The following is a 15,417-nucleotide window of genomic DNA, read 5'->3' as shown; positions in this document are numbered from 1 at the left end:
AAGGTGCAACCCACGACGCGTGCTACACGTCTAGTACGGGTGTAGGAGCCACTCGGAGGCGACACATGTTGATCACCGTGACATTAGTCACATTAGGCGGTTTGGCGTTCTTGGTGCGAACCGTAGCGGTCCTCCTGGTCGTTTCCTCTACCAAGAAGGCCAACGATTACCGTGCGCCACAAACGTCCACCAATTGAGATACTCGTTCGGAGTACGTCTTACGGCGGAACGTTGACTTACCGTACGATCCTTTCGGGTCGTATGACTGATCAGTCACCCGAAGGGGACCTCACAGGGGTAGGTGCGCCATGGACCACGCACTGAACAAGGTCATCGAGCTGCGCGAGAGTGGCTTTCAGTTCCTCCACCTGAGGGACGACGCCGGGCAGCTCGACCGCATCATGGCGTTCAAGCAGCGCAGAGGCTTCATCGACTCGATCCTGTTCTGGTCGGAGACGGAGGCGCGCGCGGGACGACTCCCCGCGGTCCGCGACTCGGCTCGCCCGGCACAGGCCGTGTGGATCTACGAGGGCCCGTTGATCGAGGCCGTGGACAGGCTGCTGGACCTGCCTGAACCCGGCGCGCGCAACGCCCCCATGCTGATGAAGGCGACGGCCTCGGACTTGGCCGTCGTGACGACGCTGCCGTTCAAGCTGAAGCTGCCGCCGGGGGCCATCGCCTAGCCGGTCCGTCAGCTCTTTTCGAGGTCGCCGCGCTTCACAGCGTTGATGAACGCTGCCCAACGGGGCGCGGCGATGACAAACCCTGCCCTGTTGGCCGACGGACCTGTTGTGTCCAATACGACCAGAATCGTGACGTTCGGTAGCAACTCGGTGTGTGGGCGGCCCGGATCGGGTTTGCACGACAATTGCGCGTTGGCGTCCCCTAAAGGATGAAGAACTTCCCTCACCTGAGTTACGCAGCTTGATGTAGAGGGTCCGGACAGGACACGTTCGCGCCTATGAACCTCAGGAAGACCGTCGCGGGGGCCGCTGTTGCCCTCGGCAGCGCTACCGTCATGCTCGGCCTGGGTGGTATCGCCAACGCGGACACCGGGTCCGCCGCCGTTCACACCACGCCCGACCTCGGTGGTCAGCTGGGCGACATCGCCACCGTCGGCGACCTCGCGTCCGTGGACACCGCCGATGCGGCCGGCAAGATCCAGGCGCTCAACGCGCAGGACCTCGACGCCGCCGCGCTGGTCGAGAACGTCGACGCCGGTGCCACCGGTCTGCCGGCCTCCACGCTGCTCGGCCTGAGCGAGCCGAACGGTGTGCCGACCGGCGCCGCGGCCCTCGACATCTGATCTGACCAGACCTTCCTGGCCGGGGCGGCGCCCGATTCCCTCCCCCTCGAATCGGGCGCCGTTCCTCTTTCCTGGAGAGTCAGCGGCCTGCCGCGTAGCCCTGCGCGCCGCGTGGGTTCGCGCCGGCGCGCAGCAGTCCGTCGAAGGCATCCCTCGCCACGGCGGACATCCGGCCGAGAGTCCACTCGCCGGCGTCCACGACCTGGTGGCCACGCGAGCGCAACGCATCCAGGACGTCCGCGCCGACGCGGGACTCGATGACGAGTTCGCCCGGCGTCCAGGCCCGCGGGTAGAACGAGCTCGGGAACGCGTTCGAGTGCCACATCGGCGAGTCGATCGCCTCCTGCAGGTTCAGGCCCGCCTGGTGCGCCAGCCAGAAGCCGAGCTGCCACTGGTCCTGCTGGTCACCGCCGGGAGTGCCGAACGCCAGTGCGGGGCGGCCGTCGCGCAGCGCCATCGACGGCGACAGGGTGATGCGCGGGCGCTTGCCGGGGGCCAGCGAGTTCGGCAGCCCCTTGTCCAGCCAGAACATCTGGGCGCGGCTGCCCAGGCAGAAACCGAGCGACGGGATCGTCGGCGACGACTGCAACCAGCCGCCGGACGGGGTCGCGGAGATCATGTTGCCCCAGCGGTCCACGACGTCCACGTGCACGGTGTCGCCGCGCGTCACGCCGGAGCGTTCCACGGTCGGTTCGCCGATCGCGCCGGTCGGGTCGGAGACCAGCGCCGACGGACCGCTGGCGATGTGCTTGGGCAGCAACGGTTCGCGGCCATCGGGTGAGCCGGGGCGAAGGTCGTAGGACGCGGTGTCGCTGATCAGCGCACGGCGTTCGGAGGCGTACGAGCGCGACAGCAGGGTCTCCAGCGGCACGTCCGGAACGTCGCCGTACCAGGCCTCGCGATCGGCGAACGCCAGCTTCGCGGCCTCGACGGCGAGGTGCACGGTCTCCGCGGTGGGCTTTCCGTCCACATAGGACAGGTCGTAGCCCTCCAGCAACCGGAGTTGCTGTGCCAGCACGGGTCCCTGCGTCCACGCGCCGGCCTTGACCAGCGACCACTCACCGAAGTCCGCGACGAGCGCGTCCTCGTAGGACGCCTCCCACGACGCCATGTCGGCACCGGTCAGCAGACCCGCGTGGTCGCGGCCGGAGTCGTCGCGGAACTCCGAACGGCAGAACTCGTCGATCTGCGCGGCGACGAACCCCTGCGACCACGCCCGGCGCGCGGCCTCGATCTGCGCCTCGCGATCGGCACCGGCGGCCTCGGCGGCGGCCAGCAGCCACTCCCAGGTGTCGGCGAGCTTGGGGTTGCGGAACCGGCCGCCGGGAGCCGGAAGGACGCCGTCGGGCATCCACTGCGCGGCGGAGGTCGGCCAGTGGTCGCGGAAGAGGTCCGAGACCATGCCGATCGTGTAGGCGGCCCGTTCGACGAGGGGGAAACCGTCGCGGGCGTAGCCGATCGCGCGGTCCAGCACCTCACGCAGGGTCTTGGTGCCGTGGTCGCGCAGAAGCGTGAGCCATCCGTCCCACGCGCCCGGCACCGTCGCGGCCAGCAGTCCACTGCCGGGGATCAGCGACAGACCCAGATCGGCGTAGTGCTCGATCGTCGCTCCGGCGGGCGCCACGCCCTGCCCGCAGAGCACCTGGGGGGCCGCGCCGGCGGCCGAGAAGAGGATCGGCACCTCGCCGCCGGGGCCGTTGAGGTGCGGTTCCACGACCTGCAGGACGAATCCCGCGGTCACGGCGGCGTCGAAGGCGTTGCCGCCGTCCTCCAGCACCGCCATGGCCGACGCGGAGGCCAGCCAGTGGGTCGAAGCGACCATGCCGAAGGTGCCGACGAGTTCGGGGCGCGTGGTGAACACACCATAAAGGTACGCGAGGCTAACTATATTGCGTGACTCCAAGTGACCTACACCCCAGGACCGAACGGAGCAGACCCTGATGCCGGTACGACTTTGGTCGTAGCGGACCGTGACAGATCTCCTACCAGAGGTCTACCGACGCGGACGATGTTTCGAACACCGTCGAACGGCACAGTTCTACACATGGGAATTCTGGGAATCGCGACGATCTTCATCGGCCTCGCGCTCGTGGCAGCGGTGCCGTTGGTGGCCCTGCTCCACTGGACCGACCGTTGAGTTCGAGGTAACGAGCGTTAACCTCCTCGCGAGCAGTTCGCTTCGAGGAGGATGAAGGCATGGAGATCTCGGGTACCGCGGCCATCGTCACCGGTGGCGCGTCCGGCCTCGGCGGCGCGACGGCACGTGCGCTGGCGGCGCGTGGAGCGCAGGTGTTCGCGCTCGACCTGCCCAGCGCCATCGCGAACGCCGACGTGATCGAGAACGTCACCTACCTGGCCGCCGACGTGACGTCGGGCGAAGAGGTCCAGGCCGCCGTCGACACCGCAGCCGGCTCCGGCGCCCCGCTGCGCATCACGGTGAACTGCGCGGGCATCGGCCCGTCGTCCCGCACCGTCGGCAAGTCCGGCCCGCACGACCTCGACCTCTACCGCAAGATCATCGAGGTCAACCTGATCGGCACGTTCAACGTCCTGCGCCTGGCCGCCGCGGCCATGGGCAAGACCGAGGAGCTCGAGCACGGCGCGCGCGGCGTCATCATCAACACCGCGTCGATCGCCGCGTTCGACGGCCAGATCGGCCAGGTCGCCTACGCCTCGTCCAAGGGCGGCGTCGTCGGCATGACCCTCCCGGCCGCCCGCGACCTGAGCAACGTCGGCATCCGCGTGCTGACCATCGCACCCGGCATCGTCGACACCCCGATGCTCGCCACGGTCTCGGACGAGTTCCGCGCGGGTCTCGCCGCCGGCATCCCGTTCCCGAAGCGCCTGGCCCAGCCGTCGGAGTACGCGCAGCTCGCGCTCTCGATCATCGAGCACGACTACCTGAACGCGGAGGTCATCCGCATGGACGGCGCTCTGCGCATGGCGCCTCGCTAGAGATCGCCGCGCTAGAGATCGCCTGCGAACGGTAGACGGGTCATCGCGTCCGAGGTCATCCACTCGCGCAGGCGGTGGGTGGCCCGGACGTCGTCCTCGTTGTACCAGAGCAACCGCTGCCGCTGGTCGACGTCGAGCTCGTCGCCGTTCATCCCGACCGCGGACCGGTACCAGCGCATGGAGTTCTCGCCGCCGGCCTCGGGGTCGCGCCACGAGAACCCCGCGGCGGGCGCGATGACCTTCAGACCCTTGCCGTGCGCGCACAGGAACTGCTCGCGGACGATCCCGAACAGGTCCACCCACGAGTCGGACCCGATGAACTCCTTGATCTGCGCGACCTTCGGGATTCCCGGCTTGCCGGCGAACCGTTCCGCCGACGCCAGCAGCCAGCGGTTCTCCGCGAGCTCGTTGTAGCAGTAGGCGCGGAACGACAGCCCGCGCGCCTTGGCCCGCAACCGGATGCCGGTCAGCCAGTTCCAGAACTCGGCGAACGACCGCGCCTCGTCATCGCACGGCAGCGCGTCCCACGTCACGAATGCGCGGTAGCCCTGCTCCTCGTCGATGTCCTTTCCGGACAGCAGGCAGCCCCACATGTACGCGCCCAGATCGCCGAAGCTCTCCATGTCGACGTCGACCTCGACGTCCGCGCGCGGCACGTTCATCTCGGGCACCCGGCGCACCAGCGTCAGGTCGCGCAGCCAGGCCCGCGCCAGCACCACGGCGTCGCCGAACGGCATGCCGACCAGCTGGACCGGGCCCTCCGCCAGCGGGTCGAGCTCGGCCAGCGCGTCCACAGTGGACAGTCCGATCTTGCGCAACGCCACCGCGTCCTCGCCGCGCACGACGAGGCTGACGTCCCTGCCCTGCTTCAGGTCCCGGTCGCAGGTCGGCCACCACGGGCACGTCTTGCAGTCGACGATCCGCGACGGGCGGGCCAGCGGGTCCTTCTCGTTCGCGGCCGCCAGCGCCACGGACAGCCGGTCGCTGAACCGCGCGTCGTACTCGGCCAGCGCGTTGCGGCCGCCGGGCCACGTCGGAGCCTCGAGGTCGTGCCACAGCACGACGTCCGCGTCCATGCCGATCACGCCGCCGGTGGCGCGCCCGTTGCGCGCGTAGCCGGCGGCCTGCAGCTGCCGTTGCGCGTGGGCCAGCCGCAGCTGGTCGCGGGGCTGGGGGCGGACCTTGCGGTGCGGGTCCGTGCGGCTGCCGTCGGGCAACGGCATCGTCAACGGGCTCGTGCGGGCGCCCTGCCCCGGGTCCGTGATCTTGTGCCGGACCACCAGCACCGGCACGTAACCGGTGGAGTCCTTGACCAGCAGGTCGATTCCGCCTCGGCGGCCGCCGCGTGGATCACGGGGCAACGCCGCACCCCAGATGTACTGCGCGCCCATCTCCATCGCGGCGAGCGTCACGCGTTCGCGGTCCGCGCTGCGCACGTCGGGTCCGCTCGGCACCTCGAAGAGGTTCGAGCCGACGATCCGGCCGAGCGCGTCCGCCACCGCGCGACGGTGGCTCGCCGCGTCCGCTTTCCGTTGTTCCGAAGCCGGATCCGGCGCCGCCTTGGGGGCGTCGCGCATTTCCGGATCGTTTTCGAGGTGCACCCGCCGCCGACAACGAGTGACCACGCCGGCGTCTAGCTGCACCTGGGAAGTCACAGGATGCAGGGTATGTCGCGCGTCCACCTGATGTGTCGGCAACCTGGGCAGTAAGTTTCACGTGACGGAGGAGGTGTACCCGAATGGCGCGCAAAGCGAAGGCCGGCTTCACGCCCGGCCGAGCCAAGAACCTGGTCGGTGTCGCGAAGGTGGTGGCGCCCGCGCTCATTCCGGTGCTGGCTCCGGTGATCGCCCGCGGAGCTGGGGTTTTGAGCGAGCAGTACGACCGGTACCGGGCACGCAGGCTCGGCATCGACGTCGCGGACATCGGCAGGTACTCCGGGTACGGCGCCCGGCTGCACGCGCGAATTGTCGGCTTTTCGGATTCGCTCGAGACAGTGCGGGCAACAGATTCCGATTGGGTTTCGAAGACCGAGGCCCGGCTGGCACAGTTGCTCGCCGCTGTTCGCGCATCCGAACGCATGCCGACGGCCCGGCGCAAAGCAGCGCACCGGGCCGTCGGGACTGATCTGGAGGTGCTGGAGCAGGAGTTGCTCAGGCGCCTGAACGTGCGCTGACGTCCGGCGTCCTGCCGGTCACCTCGGCCACGGCCCTGACCGCCGCCTCCTCGACCACCTGACCGGGGTCGAGGTGCGCGGTGACCTCTTCCATCACCTCGGCGACGCGTTCCTCACGCCTGATCATCGGGTCGGAACGCAGGTCCTTGGCCAGCGAGACGCACAGCCCGACCATGACGACCATGAACGGCAGCGCCGCGATGATCGTCAGGTTCTGCAGCCCTGTCAGCGCGTTCGACCCGCCGACCAGCAGCATGACCGCGGCCACGGCACCGGTCAGCACGCCCCAGAAGATCACCACCGGCTTCTTGGGCTGGATGGTGCCCTCCTGCGAGAGCGTTCCCATCACGATGGACGCGGCGTCGGCGCCGGACACGAAGAAGATCGCCACCAGGATCATGACGATCACCCCGGCGACTCCCGCGAGCGGGAACTGGTCGAGCAGCGAGAAGAGCTGCGACTCGGGCGACGCCTGACCGGCGAGATCCACTCCGTTGCGCTGCTCGAAGATGGCCGTGCCACCCAGGATCGCGAACCACACGAGCGACACCGCGGACGGCACCATGATCACGCCGGTCACGAACTGCTTGATCGTGCGGCCACGCGAGATCCGCGCGATGAACATGCCGACGAACGGCGTCCACGAGATCCACCACGCCCAGTAGAAGATCGTCCACCCGGACATCCACGTCTCGGTCGCGTCGCCACCGGAGGCGGCGGTCCGGCCGGCCATGTTCGCGAGTTCGCGGAAGTAGTCGCCCAGCGCGGTCGGCACCAGGTTCAGGATGAAGACCGTCGGGCCGACCACGAACAGGAACAGCGCCAGCACGACGGCCAGCACCATGTTGATGTTCGACAGCCACTGGATGCCCTTCGCGACACCCGAGACGGCGGACGCGACGAAGGCCACGGTCAGGATCGCGATGATCGCGACCAGCACGCCCTTGCCGACACCACCGGCCCAACCGGCGGCCTCCAGCCCGCTCCCGATCTGCAGGGCACCGAGACCGAGGGAGGCGGCCGAGCCGAACAGGGTCGCGAAGATGGCCATCACGTCGATCGCGCGACCCCAGCCCGACGAGGCACGACGGCCCAGCAGTGGCGTGAACGCCGAGCTGATCAGAGAGGACCTGCCGCGGCGGAAGCTGCTGTACGCGATGGCGATGCCGACGATGGCGTAGATCGCCCACGGGTGCAGCGTCCAGTGGAACAGCGTGGTGGCCATCGCGGTCTCGAGGGGATCGCCCTCGGTGCCGGGCGGCGGCTTCACGAAGTGGGTCAGCGGCTCGTTGACGCCGTAGAACATGAGGCCGATGCCCATGCCGGCGCTGAACATCATCGCGACCCAGGACACGGTCTTGAACTCGGGTTTCTCGTCGTCCTGGCCGAGCGGGATCTTCCCGTACCGGCTGAACGCGAGCCACAGGGCGAAGACCACGAACCCGGAGGCCGAGATCACGAAAGCCCATCCCAGATTCTGGATGATCCAGCCGAGCGCGGCCTTCGAGGCGGCGGCCAACGAGTCTGTTCCTACGATTCCCCAGGTCACGAACGCAAGCGTGAGACCTGCGGCAACGCCGAACACAACCCGGTCGGTACGGCCCGGCCTGTCGCATTGAACGGTCATGCGGCCCCTGGTACCCGGTCATGGACCTGTCCAAACTCCTCCGATTACTCTCAAGCCTCGTGAGCACACGGACGAGTGAGTTGCGCACCCTCCGGGGTGCCGCGCTCGCGCTGACGTCCGCCGCGCTCACGATCACCGCCCACGGGCTGGGCGGCGGTGAGATCTCCGAGTTCATCCACGCGCTGCCGCTGGTGGTGCTGATCGCGTTCGCGGCGGCGTCACTGGCCGACAAGCGCACCGGGAAGCTCTCGGTCATCGCCGGCCTCGGCACGGCCCAGCTCGCGCAGCACCTGCTGCTGACCTGGGTCAACCACGAGCACAACAACACGCTCACCGGCCAGATGTTCGTTGCGCACCTCGTCGCCGCGACGCTGACCGGCATCCTGCTGTTCCACGCCGAGAACGCCCTGTTCAGGCTGTTCGCCGCCGTCACCCGCCTGATCCCCCGCAGGCTCACGCCGCTGCCGGTCTCCACGCCGGTGCGGACGTTCACCAGCACGCCGTACCTCCGGAACGCGCACCACCTGGAAACGGCGCGTGCGAATGGGCGGCGTGGCCCGCCCTGTGGCTCCTGATCATCCGTATCCCTCTGCAGACCCCTTTGGCATCAGGAGCCACAACTTCATGTCGACAAATCGATTTGGCGTGCGCACGCTCGCCGTTCTCGCCGTGGCCGGAATCGCCGTCCTCGGCACCCCGGCGATCGCGTCGGCCCACGTCAGCGCCCAGCCTGCGGAGTTCACCCAGGGCGGCCGCGCGACCTTCGCGTTCCGCGTCCCGAACGAGCGCGACAACGCCGGCACCACCAAGATCGAGGTGACGCTGCCGCAGGACACGCCGCTGACCTCGGTGCGCACCAGGCCGATGCCCGGCTGGAAGGCCGAGGCGGTCAAGGGCAAGCTCGACAAGCCCGTGACGGTCGCCGGCAAGGAGATCACCGAGGCGTTCACCTCGATCACCTGGACCGCGGAGGCCGGCACGAAGATCGGCGTCAACGAGTACCAGGAGTTCTACGTCGCCCTCGGCACGCTGCCGGAGAAGGACACCCTGCTCCTGCCGACCAAGCAGACCTACGAGAACGGCGAGGTCGTGGACTGGAGCCAGGCCGCCGGCGCCGACGGCAAGGAGCCGGAGCACCCGGCGCCCGCGTTGAAGCTCGCCGCGAAGAAGGCCGGCGACGACGGCCACGGTGGCCACGGCACGACCCCGGCCGCCAACGGCACCGACACGCACGAGGCGTCCGCCGGTTCCGACAAGACCGCCCGCTACCTCGGTGGCGCCGGTCTGGCCGTCGGTGCACTGGGTCTCGGCTTCGGTGTCGGCGCGATCCTGCGGTCGAGGCGCAAGGCATGAAGCGCGCTCTGATCGCGTTCCTGTTCGCTGGTGCGGCCGTGCTCGTCACGGCCGCCCCCGCGGCGGCGCACAACGCACTGATCGGCAGCGACCCCAAGGACAAGTCATCGCTGGAGGTCGGTCCCTCGACGGTCACGCTGACGTTCGACCAGGACGTCCAGGGCGGGCAGGGCATCAACACGATCTCGGTGGTCGACTCGAACGGCGGCCACTACGAGGCCGCGGGCGACCCGGCGATCAAGGACACGGCGGTCTCCGCGAAGGTCAACGCCCTGGGCAAGGCCGGCGAGTACAAGATCGGCTACCGCATCCTGTCCGCGGACGGCCACCCCGTCTCGGGTGAGCTCACGTTCACGCTCACCAAGGACGGCACGGGCACGCCCACCGCGGCGCCGAACGACGCCGCGTCCGGTGACTCGGGTTCGAGCGACGGCCTGCCCATCTGGGTCTGGATCGCCGGCGCCGTGGTCCTGCTCGGCGGTGGCGTGTTCTTCGCCCTGCGAGGCGGAGGCACGAAGGCATGAGCGACGTCCGGACCGCCGCCCCCACCCACTACCGCGTGCTCGCCGGACTCGTGTTCGGCGCACTCGGAGGCATCGCGCTCGGCCTCGTGCTGGCACCACCCGTCGTGGTCGCCGGGGTCGTCGACGCCGGGGCGGCGGTCCGGTACGGCCTGCCGGTCACACGGGTGCTGCTCGACGTCTCGGCGACGATCGTCGTCGGGCTGTCGATCCTGCCGAAGCTGCTCGGCTTCGACCGGCCCACGCACACCGAACCCGTCATGCGCATCGCCCGGCCGGCCGCGGTCGTCGCCGCCGCCGTCTGGGTGGTCACCGCGCTGACGGCGATCATCCTGCAGGCCGCCGAACTGCGGCCGGGCACCGACGTCAGCGTCGCCAACGCGATCGACTACATCGCGAACGTCGGCGCCGGCAAGGGCCTGCTGTTCAGCGCGGCCTGCGCGTTCGTCTACCTGTTCGTCGGCGTGATGGCCGTGCGCAGCGGCGAGTCCGTCCCTGCTGAGCTGCGCATCCTCATCTCGATGTTCGGGCTGCTGCCGATCCCGGTGACCGGGCACGCCTCCAACTGGAAGTACCACGACTACTCGATGGTCTCCATGGAGCTGCACGTGCTGGGCGCCGCGGCGTGGACCGGCGGGCTCGGCGCGTTGATGGCGCTGGTCGCCTACCGCAAGGGACTGCTGGCGATCGCGTTGCCGAGGTTCTCGAAGATCGCGACCGTCAGCCTGGTCGTCGTCGCGGTCACGGGCCTGTTCAACGGGCTGCTGGAGCTGGTCCTCAACCCGGTCGTGCCGTTCCCGCAGTCGCTGTTCACCACCGGCTACGGGTTGCTGTTCCTGGGCAAGACCGTCTGCGCCGGGCTGATCGCGGTGCTCGGCGCGCACATCCGGTGGCGGCTGCTGCCGAAGATCTCCCAGCACAAGGTCACCGCGATCGTGCAGTGGGCGGTCCTGGAAGTGACGATCATGGGCGTCGCCTTCGGGCTCGCCGTCGTGCTGAGCCGCGCTCCGGTCAGCTGAAGCCCGTCGCGACCCTGACCAGGTCGGCGAGTGCGCGTGACCGGCTGTGCGGCGGCCACGCGATCACCGTCGTGACCTGAGGTGCGTCGACGATCGGAATCGCGACCAGCCCCTCGGCCAGCCCGTTGCGGGCGACCTCCGGCAGGACGGCGACGGCCCGGCCGAGCTCGATCAGCTGGAACAGCTGGGTCAGGTTGCGCACCTCGGCCCCGGTGCCGTCCGGGTAGGTGCCGTCGCTGCGGGGCCAGCGCGCGAGTTCCGGCAGGTCTCTGACGTCGGCCACGCGCAGCGGCGACCTGCTGGCGAGCGGGTGTGCGGCCTGCATGACCGCGACCTGGCCCTCGGTGGTCAGGACCTCCACGTCGAGGCCCGTCGTCGGGTCGTACGGCTCGTGCAGCAACGCCACGTCGGCCCGTCCGTCGAGCAGCGGGAGATAGGTGTTCGACTCGCACAGCAGGAGCTCGACGGGCACGGCTCCGGGCTCGTTGGCGTACGCGTCGAGCAGCTTCGCCAGCACCTCACCGGAACCGCCGGCCTTGGCGGCCAGCACCAGCGACGGCCGGTCGGCCGCAGTCGCACGGGTTCGACGTTCGGCCGCCGCGACCGCGCCCAGGATCGCCCTGCCCTCCTCCAGCAGCACCTCACCGGCGTCGGTGAGCGAGACCCTGCGGCTGGTCCGGGTCAGCAGTTCGACGCCGAGCCGGTGTTCGAGCTGGGCGATCGCCCGTGAGAGCGGTGGCTGGGCGATGCCGAGGCGTTCGGCGGCGCGGCCGAAGTTCAGCTCCTCGGCGACCGCCACGAAATATCGGAGCTCTCGGGTCTCCACCCCATCACGTTATCCATACCGGCCGGGTATCGCTGCGGCACCGAAGTGATGTTGGTCCTGACGGCGTTCCAGACCAGGGTCAGATGCATGAGCGAACAGACGATTGCGCTGGTCACGGGCGCGAACAAGGGCATCGGGTACGAGATCGCGGCAGGCCTCGGCGCGCTGGGCGTCAGCGTCGGAGTCGGGTCACGGGACCGCGAACGCGGCGAGGAAGCGGTGGCGAAACTGCGTGCGAACGGCGTTGACGCGTTCGCTGTGCCGTTGGACGTGACCGACGACGAGAGCGTGGCTTCCGCCGTGTCACTGCTCGACGAACGGTTCGGCCGTCTCGATGTGCTGGTGAACAACGCGGGGATCGCGGGGCCGTGGCCCATGGCGCCCTCGGCCACGACGGCGGAGAGCCTGAGGGAGGTGCTGGAGACCAACGTGATCGGCGTAGTCAGGGTCACCAACGCGGTGCTGCCGCTGCTGGGACGGTCGGCGCGGCCGCGGATCGTCAACCAGTCGAGCCATCTCTCGTCGCTGACCCTGCAGACCACGCCGGGAGTGGAGCTGGGTGACGTCAACGGGGCCTACACGCCGTCGAAGACGTTCCTGAACGCCATCACCGTCCAGTACGCCAAGGACCTCACCGGCATCAAGGTCAACGGTGCGTGTCCCGGCTACGTCGCCACCGAGTTCAACGGTTTCCAGGGACACGAGACGCCGGCGGACGGCGCGAGGATCGCGGTCAGCCTGGCCACGCTGCCCGACGACGGTCCGACCGGCGGCCTGTTCGACCACGCCGGGACCGTGCCCTGGTGAGATCGGGCCGGATGTTCAACGTGAAACATCCACTACTTCGACGGAACTCGACGAGTGGTCCGATCGGCACGACGAGCTGCGCGCGAACGGACTAGTCGGTGATCAGTCGGGCCGAAGATTCTTCACGCATCCGCGCCAGCCGGTTCATCGTCCGCTGGCCGCGGCGGTCCAGCTCACGGCTGTCGATCCAGCCGTTGGCGTAGTAGCGGTAGTCCTGGGCCAACGCCACGAGCTCGGCGAGGTAGTCGGCGGACCGGCGCCTGCGCTCTTCATCGAAGCCCGCCAGCAGCGGTAGCTGGGTGTCCACCACCTCGTCGAGCAACTGCGCGGACCGCAGCGCTCTCTTGGAACGCCACCTCCGAGTAAGGCTCACGCGCCGCACCTCGTCCTTCGCCCCGACCTGCCGCACCTTAGGCGTGGATTTCTCGCCCGTCGATGCTGCATTCGTGTGCGAAGGTCCTGGCGTTACCGGTTCGTGTCCCACGCCATCCAAAAGTGGTGCTATAGGACCCAAACGAAATGTGACTAGGCGGCCGACTCGGTGCCGGTGAACCGCGCGACGCGGTCGGCGAGCTCGCGGGCCTCGGGGTTGTTGCGGCGCTTGTCGGCTTCCTGGCGAAGCGGCTCCATGCGCTGCTTGGTGCGCACCGACTTGAGGCTTTCCGACAGGTCAACGGCTTGGCGGCCGATCTTGGCGCCGTGGTCGATGTCGCCTTCGAGCAGGTGGTTGATCGCCATCGAGGTGAGGTTGAACGAGCGGCTGCGGGCGTACTCGTCGCCGAAGTTGTTGATCGCCTTGGACAGCGCGGGGATCGCGGTCCTCGTGTACTTGGCGTCCACCGTCTGGGCCAGCTCCGTGTGCACCGTGCCGATCATGGACGAGAGGTCGATCTCGTTGAAGAACCGGGCCCAGGCGGGCGCTTCGGCGATGTTCGAACGGGAGAACTCGTCACGGGCGCGGCCGAGCAGCTTGAGCGCCTGCTCGTCGGAACCCATCTTCGCGTAGGCCCAGGCCTCGTTGGCGCACAGGATGCCGACGGCCAGTTTGGAACCGGAGTTCTGCGCGGCCAGCTGGCCCAGCTGGAACACCTTCAGCGCGTCGTCGGGAGCGTTCTGGTGCAAGTAGACGCGGCCCATGCGGTACAGGATGTTCGCCATGAGCGCCTCGTTCTCGCCCTGCTTCGCGAGGTCGAGCGCCTGACCGAAGTGGTTGCGGGCCGAGTCCATCAGGCCGGTGTCGAACGACGTCCAGCCGGCGAGGTTGTGCAGGTCCGCCAAGGCGACGAAGAGCCGCTGGCGAACGATGTCCGTGGAGCTCGCACCGAGCATCTGCTGTCCCCAGGACAGCTGGGCGACCACCGCGTCGCGGCAGGAACCGCCGCCGTACTGGTAGTCCAGGGCACGCAGAGCCCGCGTCGCCGCTTCGACCTGGCGCACATCGGTCATCCCGATGCGTCCCGGAGCCGGAGTCTGTGTGGGGTGTGAAACCCACGACCCGGAGTCCGCTCCGAACACGGCCGCGCCCACTGTCACGGCGGCGGCGTGCGCGAGGAACTTCCGACGCTTCACCGACTCGTCCTCCTCAGGATGGGGTGAGTCCGCGGTCGCGGCCACCCGTACTGCCGTTGTCTCGTCATAGGCGAGACCCATGTATCCACGTGGGACACCCAAGCCCATGGCGATCCTCGTCAGGACGTCGTACGCCATCACCTGGCGTCCCTTGAGGATCTCCGAGACCTCGGACTGCGACTGCCCAGTGAGCGCCGCGATCTGGCGCTGGGACACACCGTGCCTTCGGAGCAGCCGGTAGACCGAGCTGATCTCTCGTCGGGCCAGTGCGTCCCGCATCTCCTGCTGGTCCCACACCTCGGCGGGGATAGGAGAGCCCTGGGAACTCATGGTGTTCATCGCGCACCCTCACAGTCCGTTGGGCGTCATCGGCAGACTAGGGGCAGGTCCCCGAGCCCGAGAAGTCCTCTTCGGCGGAGCTGATCGGCTCTGCCGAACACCGCTTACCGCTCACCGTAAGACTTCCACCGGTCAGCGCTGTGACGTCCCGTTCCGGCATGAATCATCGCAATCTGGATTCCGGTAAGCGAGTGAGCACGGAGAGGAACGACCTAATAGTGGACAGCTCCTCCTCAGGCTCCACCTCCATTGTGGAGACGGGTGACACCGAATCCACATGGCGCGGCATGACCGGGCAACGTCGGACGTGGCAGATCAGCTGCGGCGACGTGGTCGACCGGGACCGCCAGCTCACCGTGAAGGTCGTTCAGGGCCAAGTGGTCCTGGTAGGCCCTCCCGGGGAGACGGCAGTCTTGTCCCACGACCAGCTCGTACAGCTCAGGGCCGCGCTACGCGAAGCCGCCGACCAGGCGGAAAGGTGACGGTGACGTTCAATGGACGCGATCCTCGGACAGGTTCTTCGCAACGCTGTGTGGGAACGCCTCGACCTGCTCACTGAGCTGGCGAGCCGTGCGGACGCCCCGTCCCTCCTGTCGGTGGCTCGATCCGAGCTCCCTCGGCTGACCGAGGGATGGCGTGCTCTGCTGGCAGCGCACGAGCCGGACGAGAAGGGCAACTGCCCCGAATGTTCCGGCCGCTGGCGCCAGCAGAAGTCACCTTGCTCGGTGTGGCGCGCCGCGTACGAACACCTGGTCGCGGGCGGACTCGCCCCGCGCCCGGCTCGCCATCTGCGCGAGGCCCCGGTGACTCCTCCTGTCACCCGGTCCCGCCGCGCGGTGGCTCGAGCCCACTAACGGGCGTTTGCGACTGACCTGGCGTCCCCCCGACACGACCAGGTCTGCAAACCGCCTACTGACCGGTG

Annotated in this window: 17 protein-coding genes; 11 read left to right on the top strand and 6 right to left on the bottom strand. The window is 68.7% G+C overall.

Going from position 1 to position 15,417, the window contains the following annotated elements; genetic code table 11:
- Positions 1-308: 308 nt before the first annotated feature.
- Both LX88_RS05430 and LX88_RS05425 read left to right on the top strand, forming a co-directional pair.
- Positions 309-683: a hypothetical protein gene (locus LX88_RS05430; protein WP_030480275.1), complete on the top strand. Its 375-nt coding sequence runs from the start codon at positions 309-311 to the stop codon at positions 681-683.
- Between the two features lie 278 nt (positions 684-961).
- Positions 962-1,306: a hypothetical protein gene (locus LX88_RS05425; RefSeq protein ID WP_258946700.1), complete on the top strand. Its 345-nt coding sequence runs from the start codon at positions 962-964 to the stop codon at positions 1,304-1,306.
- Between the two features lie 79 nt (positions 1,307-1,385).
- Here the strand turns inward: LX88_RS05425 and LX88_RS05420 are convergent, their stop codons facing one another.
- Entirely contained in the window at positions 1,386-3,167 is a 1,782-nt protein-coding gene (locus tag LX88_RS05420) for a gamma-glutamyltransferase family protein (protein WP_258946699.1), read from the bottom strand.
- A 335-nt stretch (positions 3,168-3,502) separates the two neighbouring features.
- Between LX88_RS05420 and LX88_RS05415 the strand changes: the two genes are divergently transcribed.
- Positions 3,503-4,261, top strand: a complete 759-nt coding sequence (locus LX88_RS05415; protein ID WP_090072060.1) for an SDR family NAD(P)-dependent oxidoreductase — start codon at positions 3,503-3,505, stop codon at positions 4,259-4,261.
- Positions 4,262-4,272: 11 nt separating this feature from the next.
- Here LX88_RS05415 and LX88_RS05410 read toward each other — a convergent pair whose 3' ends face one another.
- The gene (locus tag LX88_RS05410) at positions 4,273-5,916 is read right to left on the bottom strand and encodes a TM0106 family RecB-like putative nuclease (protein WP_258946698.1); all 1,644 of its coding nucleotides are present in this window, start codon (positions 5,914-5,916) and stop codon (positions 4,273-4,275) included.
- Positions 5,917-5,999: 83 nt separating this feature from the next.
- Here LX88_RS05410 and LX88_RS05405 point away from each other — a divergent pair, with 83 nt between their 5' ends.
- Positions 6,000-6,434, top strand: a complete 435-nt coding sequence (locus LX88_RS05405) for a DUF6474 family protein (protein WP_258946697.1) — start codon at positions 6,000-6,002, stop codon at positions 6,432-6,434.
- On the opposite strand, the gene LX88_RS05400 is transcribed toward LX88_RS05405, so the two are convergent.
- Positions 6,412-8,061, bottom strand: a complete 1,650-nt coding sequence (locus LX88_RS05400; RefSeq protein ID WP_258946696.1) for a BCCT family transporter — start codon at positions 8,059-8,061, stop codon at positions 6,412-6,414. The genes LX88_RS05405 and LX88_RS05400 overlap by 23 nt on opposite strands.
- Positions 8,062-8,120: 59 nt before the next feature.
- Here LX88_RS05400 and LX88_RS05395 point away from each other — a divergent pair, with 59 nt between their 5' ends.
- The 4 genes from LX88_RS05395 (at position 8,121) to LX88_RS05380 (ending at position 10,954) form a co-directional block, all read left to right on the top strand.
- Positions 8,121-8,636, top strand: coding sequence for a hypothetical protein (locus LX88_RS05395; protein WP_258946695.1), 516 nt, complete (start codon positions 8,121-8,123; stop codon positions 8,634-8,636).
- A 70-nt stretch (positions 8,637-8,706) separates the two neighbouring features.
- A complete protein-coding gene (locus tag LX88_RS05390) occupies positions 8,707-9,414 on the top strand; it encodes a YcnI family copper-binding membrane protein (protein ID WP_308203423.1) in 708 nt (235 codons plus the stop codon).
- Entirely contained in the window at positions 9,411-9,938 is a 528-nt protein-coding gene (locus tag LX88_RS05385; protein WP_258946693.1) for a copper resistance CopC family protein, read from the top strand. Before LX88_RS05390 ends, LX88_RS05385 begins: the two co-directional genes overlap by 4 nt.
- Entirely contained in the window at positions 9,935-10,954 is a 1,020-nt protein-coding gene (locus LX88_RS05380) for a CopD family protein (protein WP_258946692.1), read from the top strand. Before LX88_RS05385 ends, LX88_RS05380 begins: the two co-directional genes overlap by 4 nt.
- Here the strand turns inward: LX88_RS05380 and LX88_RS05375 are convergent.
- Complete coding sequence (locus LX88_RS05375; RefSeq protein WP_258946691.1) at positions 10,947-11,780, bottom strand: LysR family transcriptional regulator; 834 nt, start codon at positions 11,778-11,780, stop codon at positions 10,947-10,949. The two genes, LX88_RS05380 and LX88_RS05375, sit on opposite strands and share 8 nt — an antisense overlap.
- Before the next feature lie 87 nt (positions 11,781-11,867).
- Here LX88_RS05375 and LX88_RS05370 point away from each other — a divergent pair, with 87 nt between their 5' ends.
- Positions 11,868-12,587 carry an SDR family oxidoreductase gene (locus tag LX88_RS05370; RefSeq protein ID WP_258946690.1) on the top strand — a complete coding sequence of 240 codons (720 nt, stop codon included), beginning with the start codon at positions 11,868-11,870 and terminating at the stop codon, positions 12,585-12,587.
- 91 nt (positions 12,588-12,678) lie between these two features.
- Here the strand turns inward: LX88_RS05370 and LX88_RS05365 are convergent, their stop codons facing one another.
- Together LX88_RS05365 and LX88_RS05360 are read right to left on the bottom strand one after the other, a co-directional pair.
- On the bottom strand, positions 12,679-12,960 hold the full coding sequence (locus tag LX88_RS05365) for a hypothetical protein (RefSeq protein WP_086664898.1): 282 nt from the start codon (positions 12,958-12,960) through the stop codon (positions 12,679-12,681).
- Positions 12,961-13,112: 152 nt separating this feature from the next.
- On the bottom strand, positions 13,113-14,495 hold the full coding sequence (locus tag LX88_RS05360; protein WP_258946689.1) for a helix-turn-helix domain-containing protein: 1,383 nt from the start codon (positions 14,493-14,495) through the stop codon (positions 13,113-13,115).
- Between the two features lie 191 nt (positions 14,496-14,686).
- Between LX88_RS05360 and LX88_RS05355 the strand changes: the two genes are divergently transcribed.
- Entirely contained in the window at positions 14,687-14,977 is a 291-nt protein-coding gene (locus LX88_RS05355; protein WP_307790106.1) for a hypothetical protein, read from the top strand.
- Positions 14,978-14,989: 12 nt separating this feature from the next.
- Entirely contained in the window at positions 14,990-15,349 is a 360-nt protein-coding gene (locus LX88_RS05350) for a hypothetical protein (protein ID WP_030480258.1), read from the top strand.
- The last annotated feature ends 68 nt before the right edge of the window (positions 15,350-15,417 follow it).

Source organism: Lentzea californiensis, from assembly GCF_024648825.1.
Taxonomy (GTDB): Bacteria; Actinomycetota; Actinomycetes; order Mycobacteriales; family Pseudonocardiaceae; genus Lentzea; species Lentzea californiensis.
The sequence above is the reverse complement of the archived record's forward strand: the minus strand, read 5'-3'. Positions and strand labels throughout refer to the sequence as shown.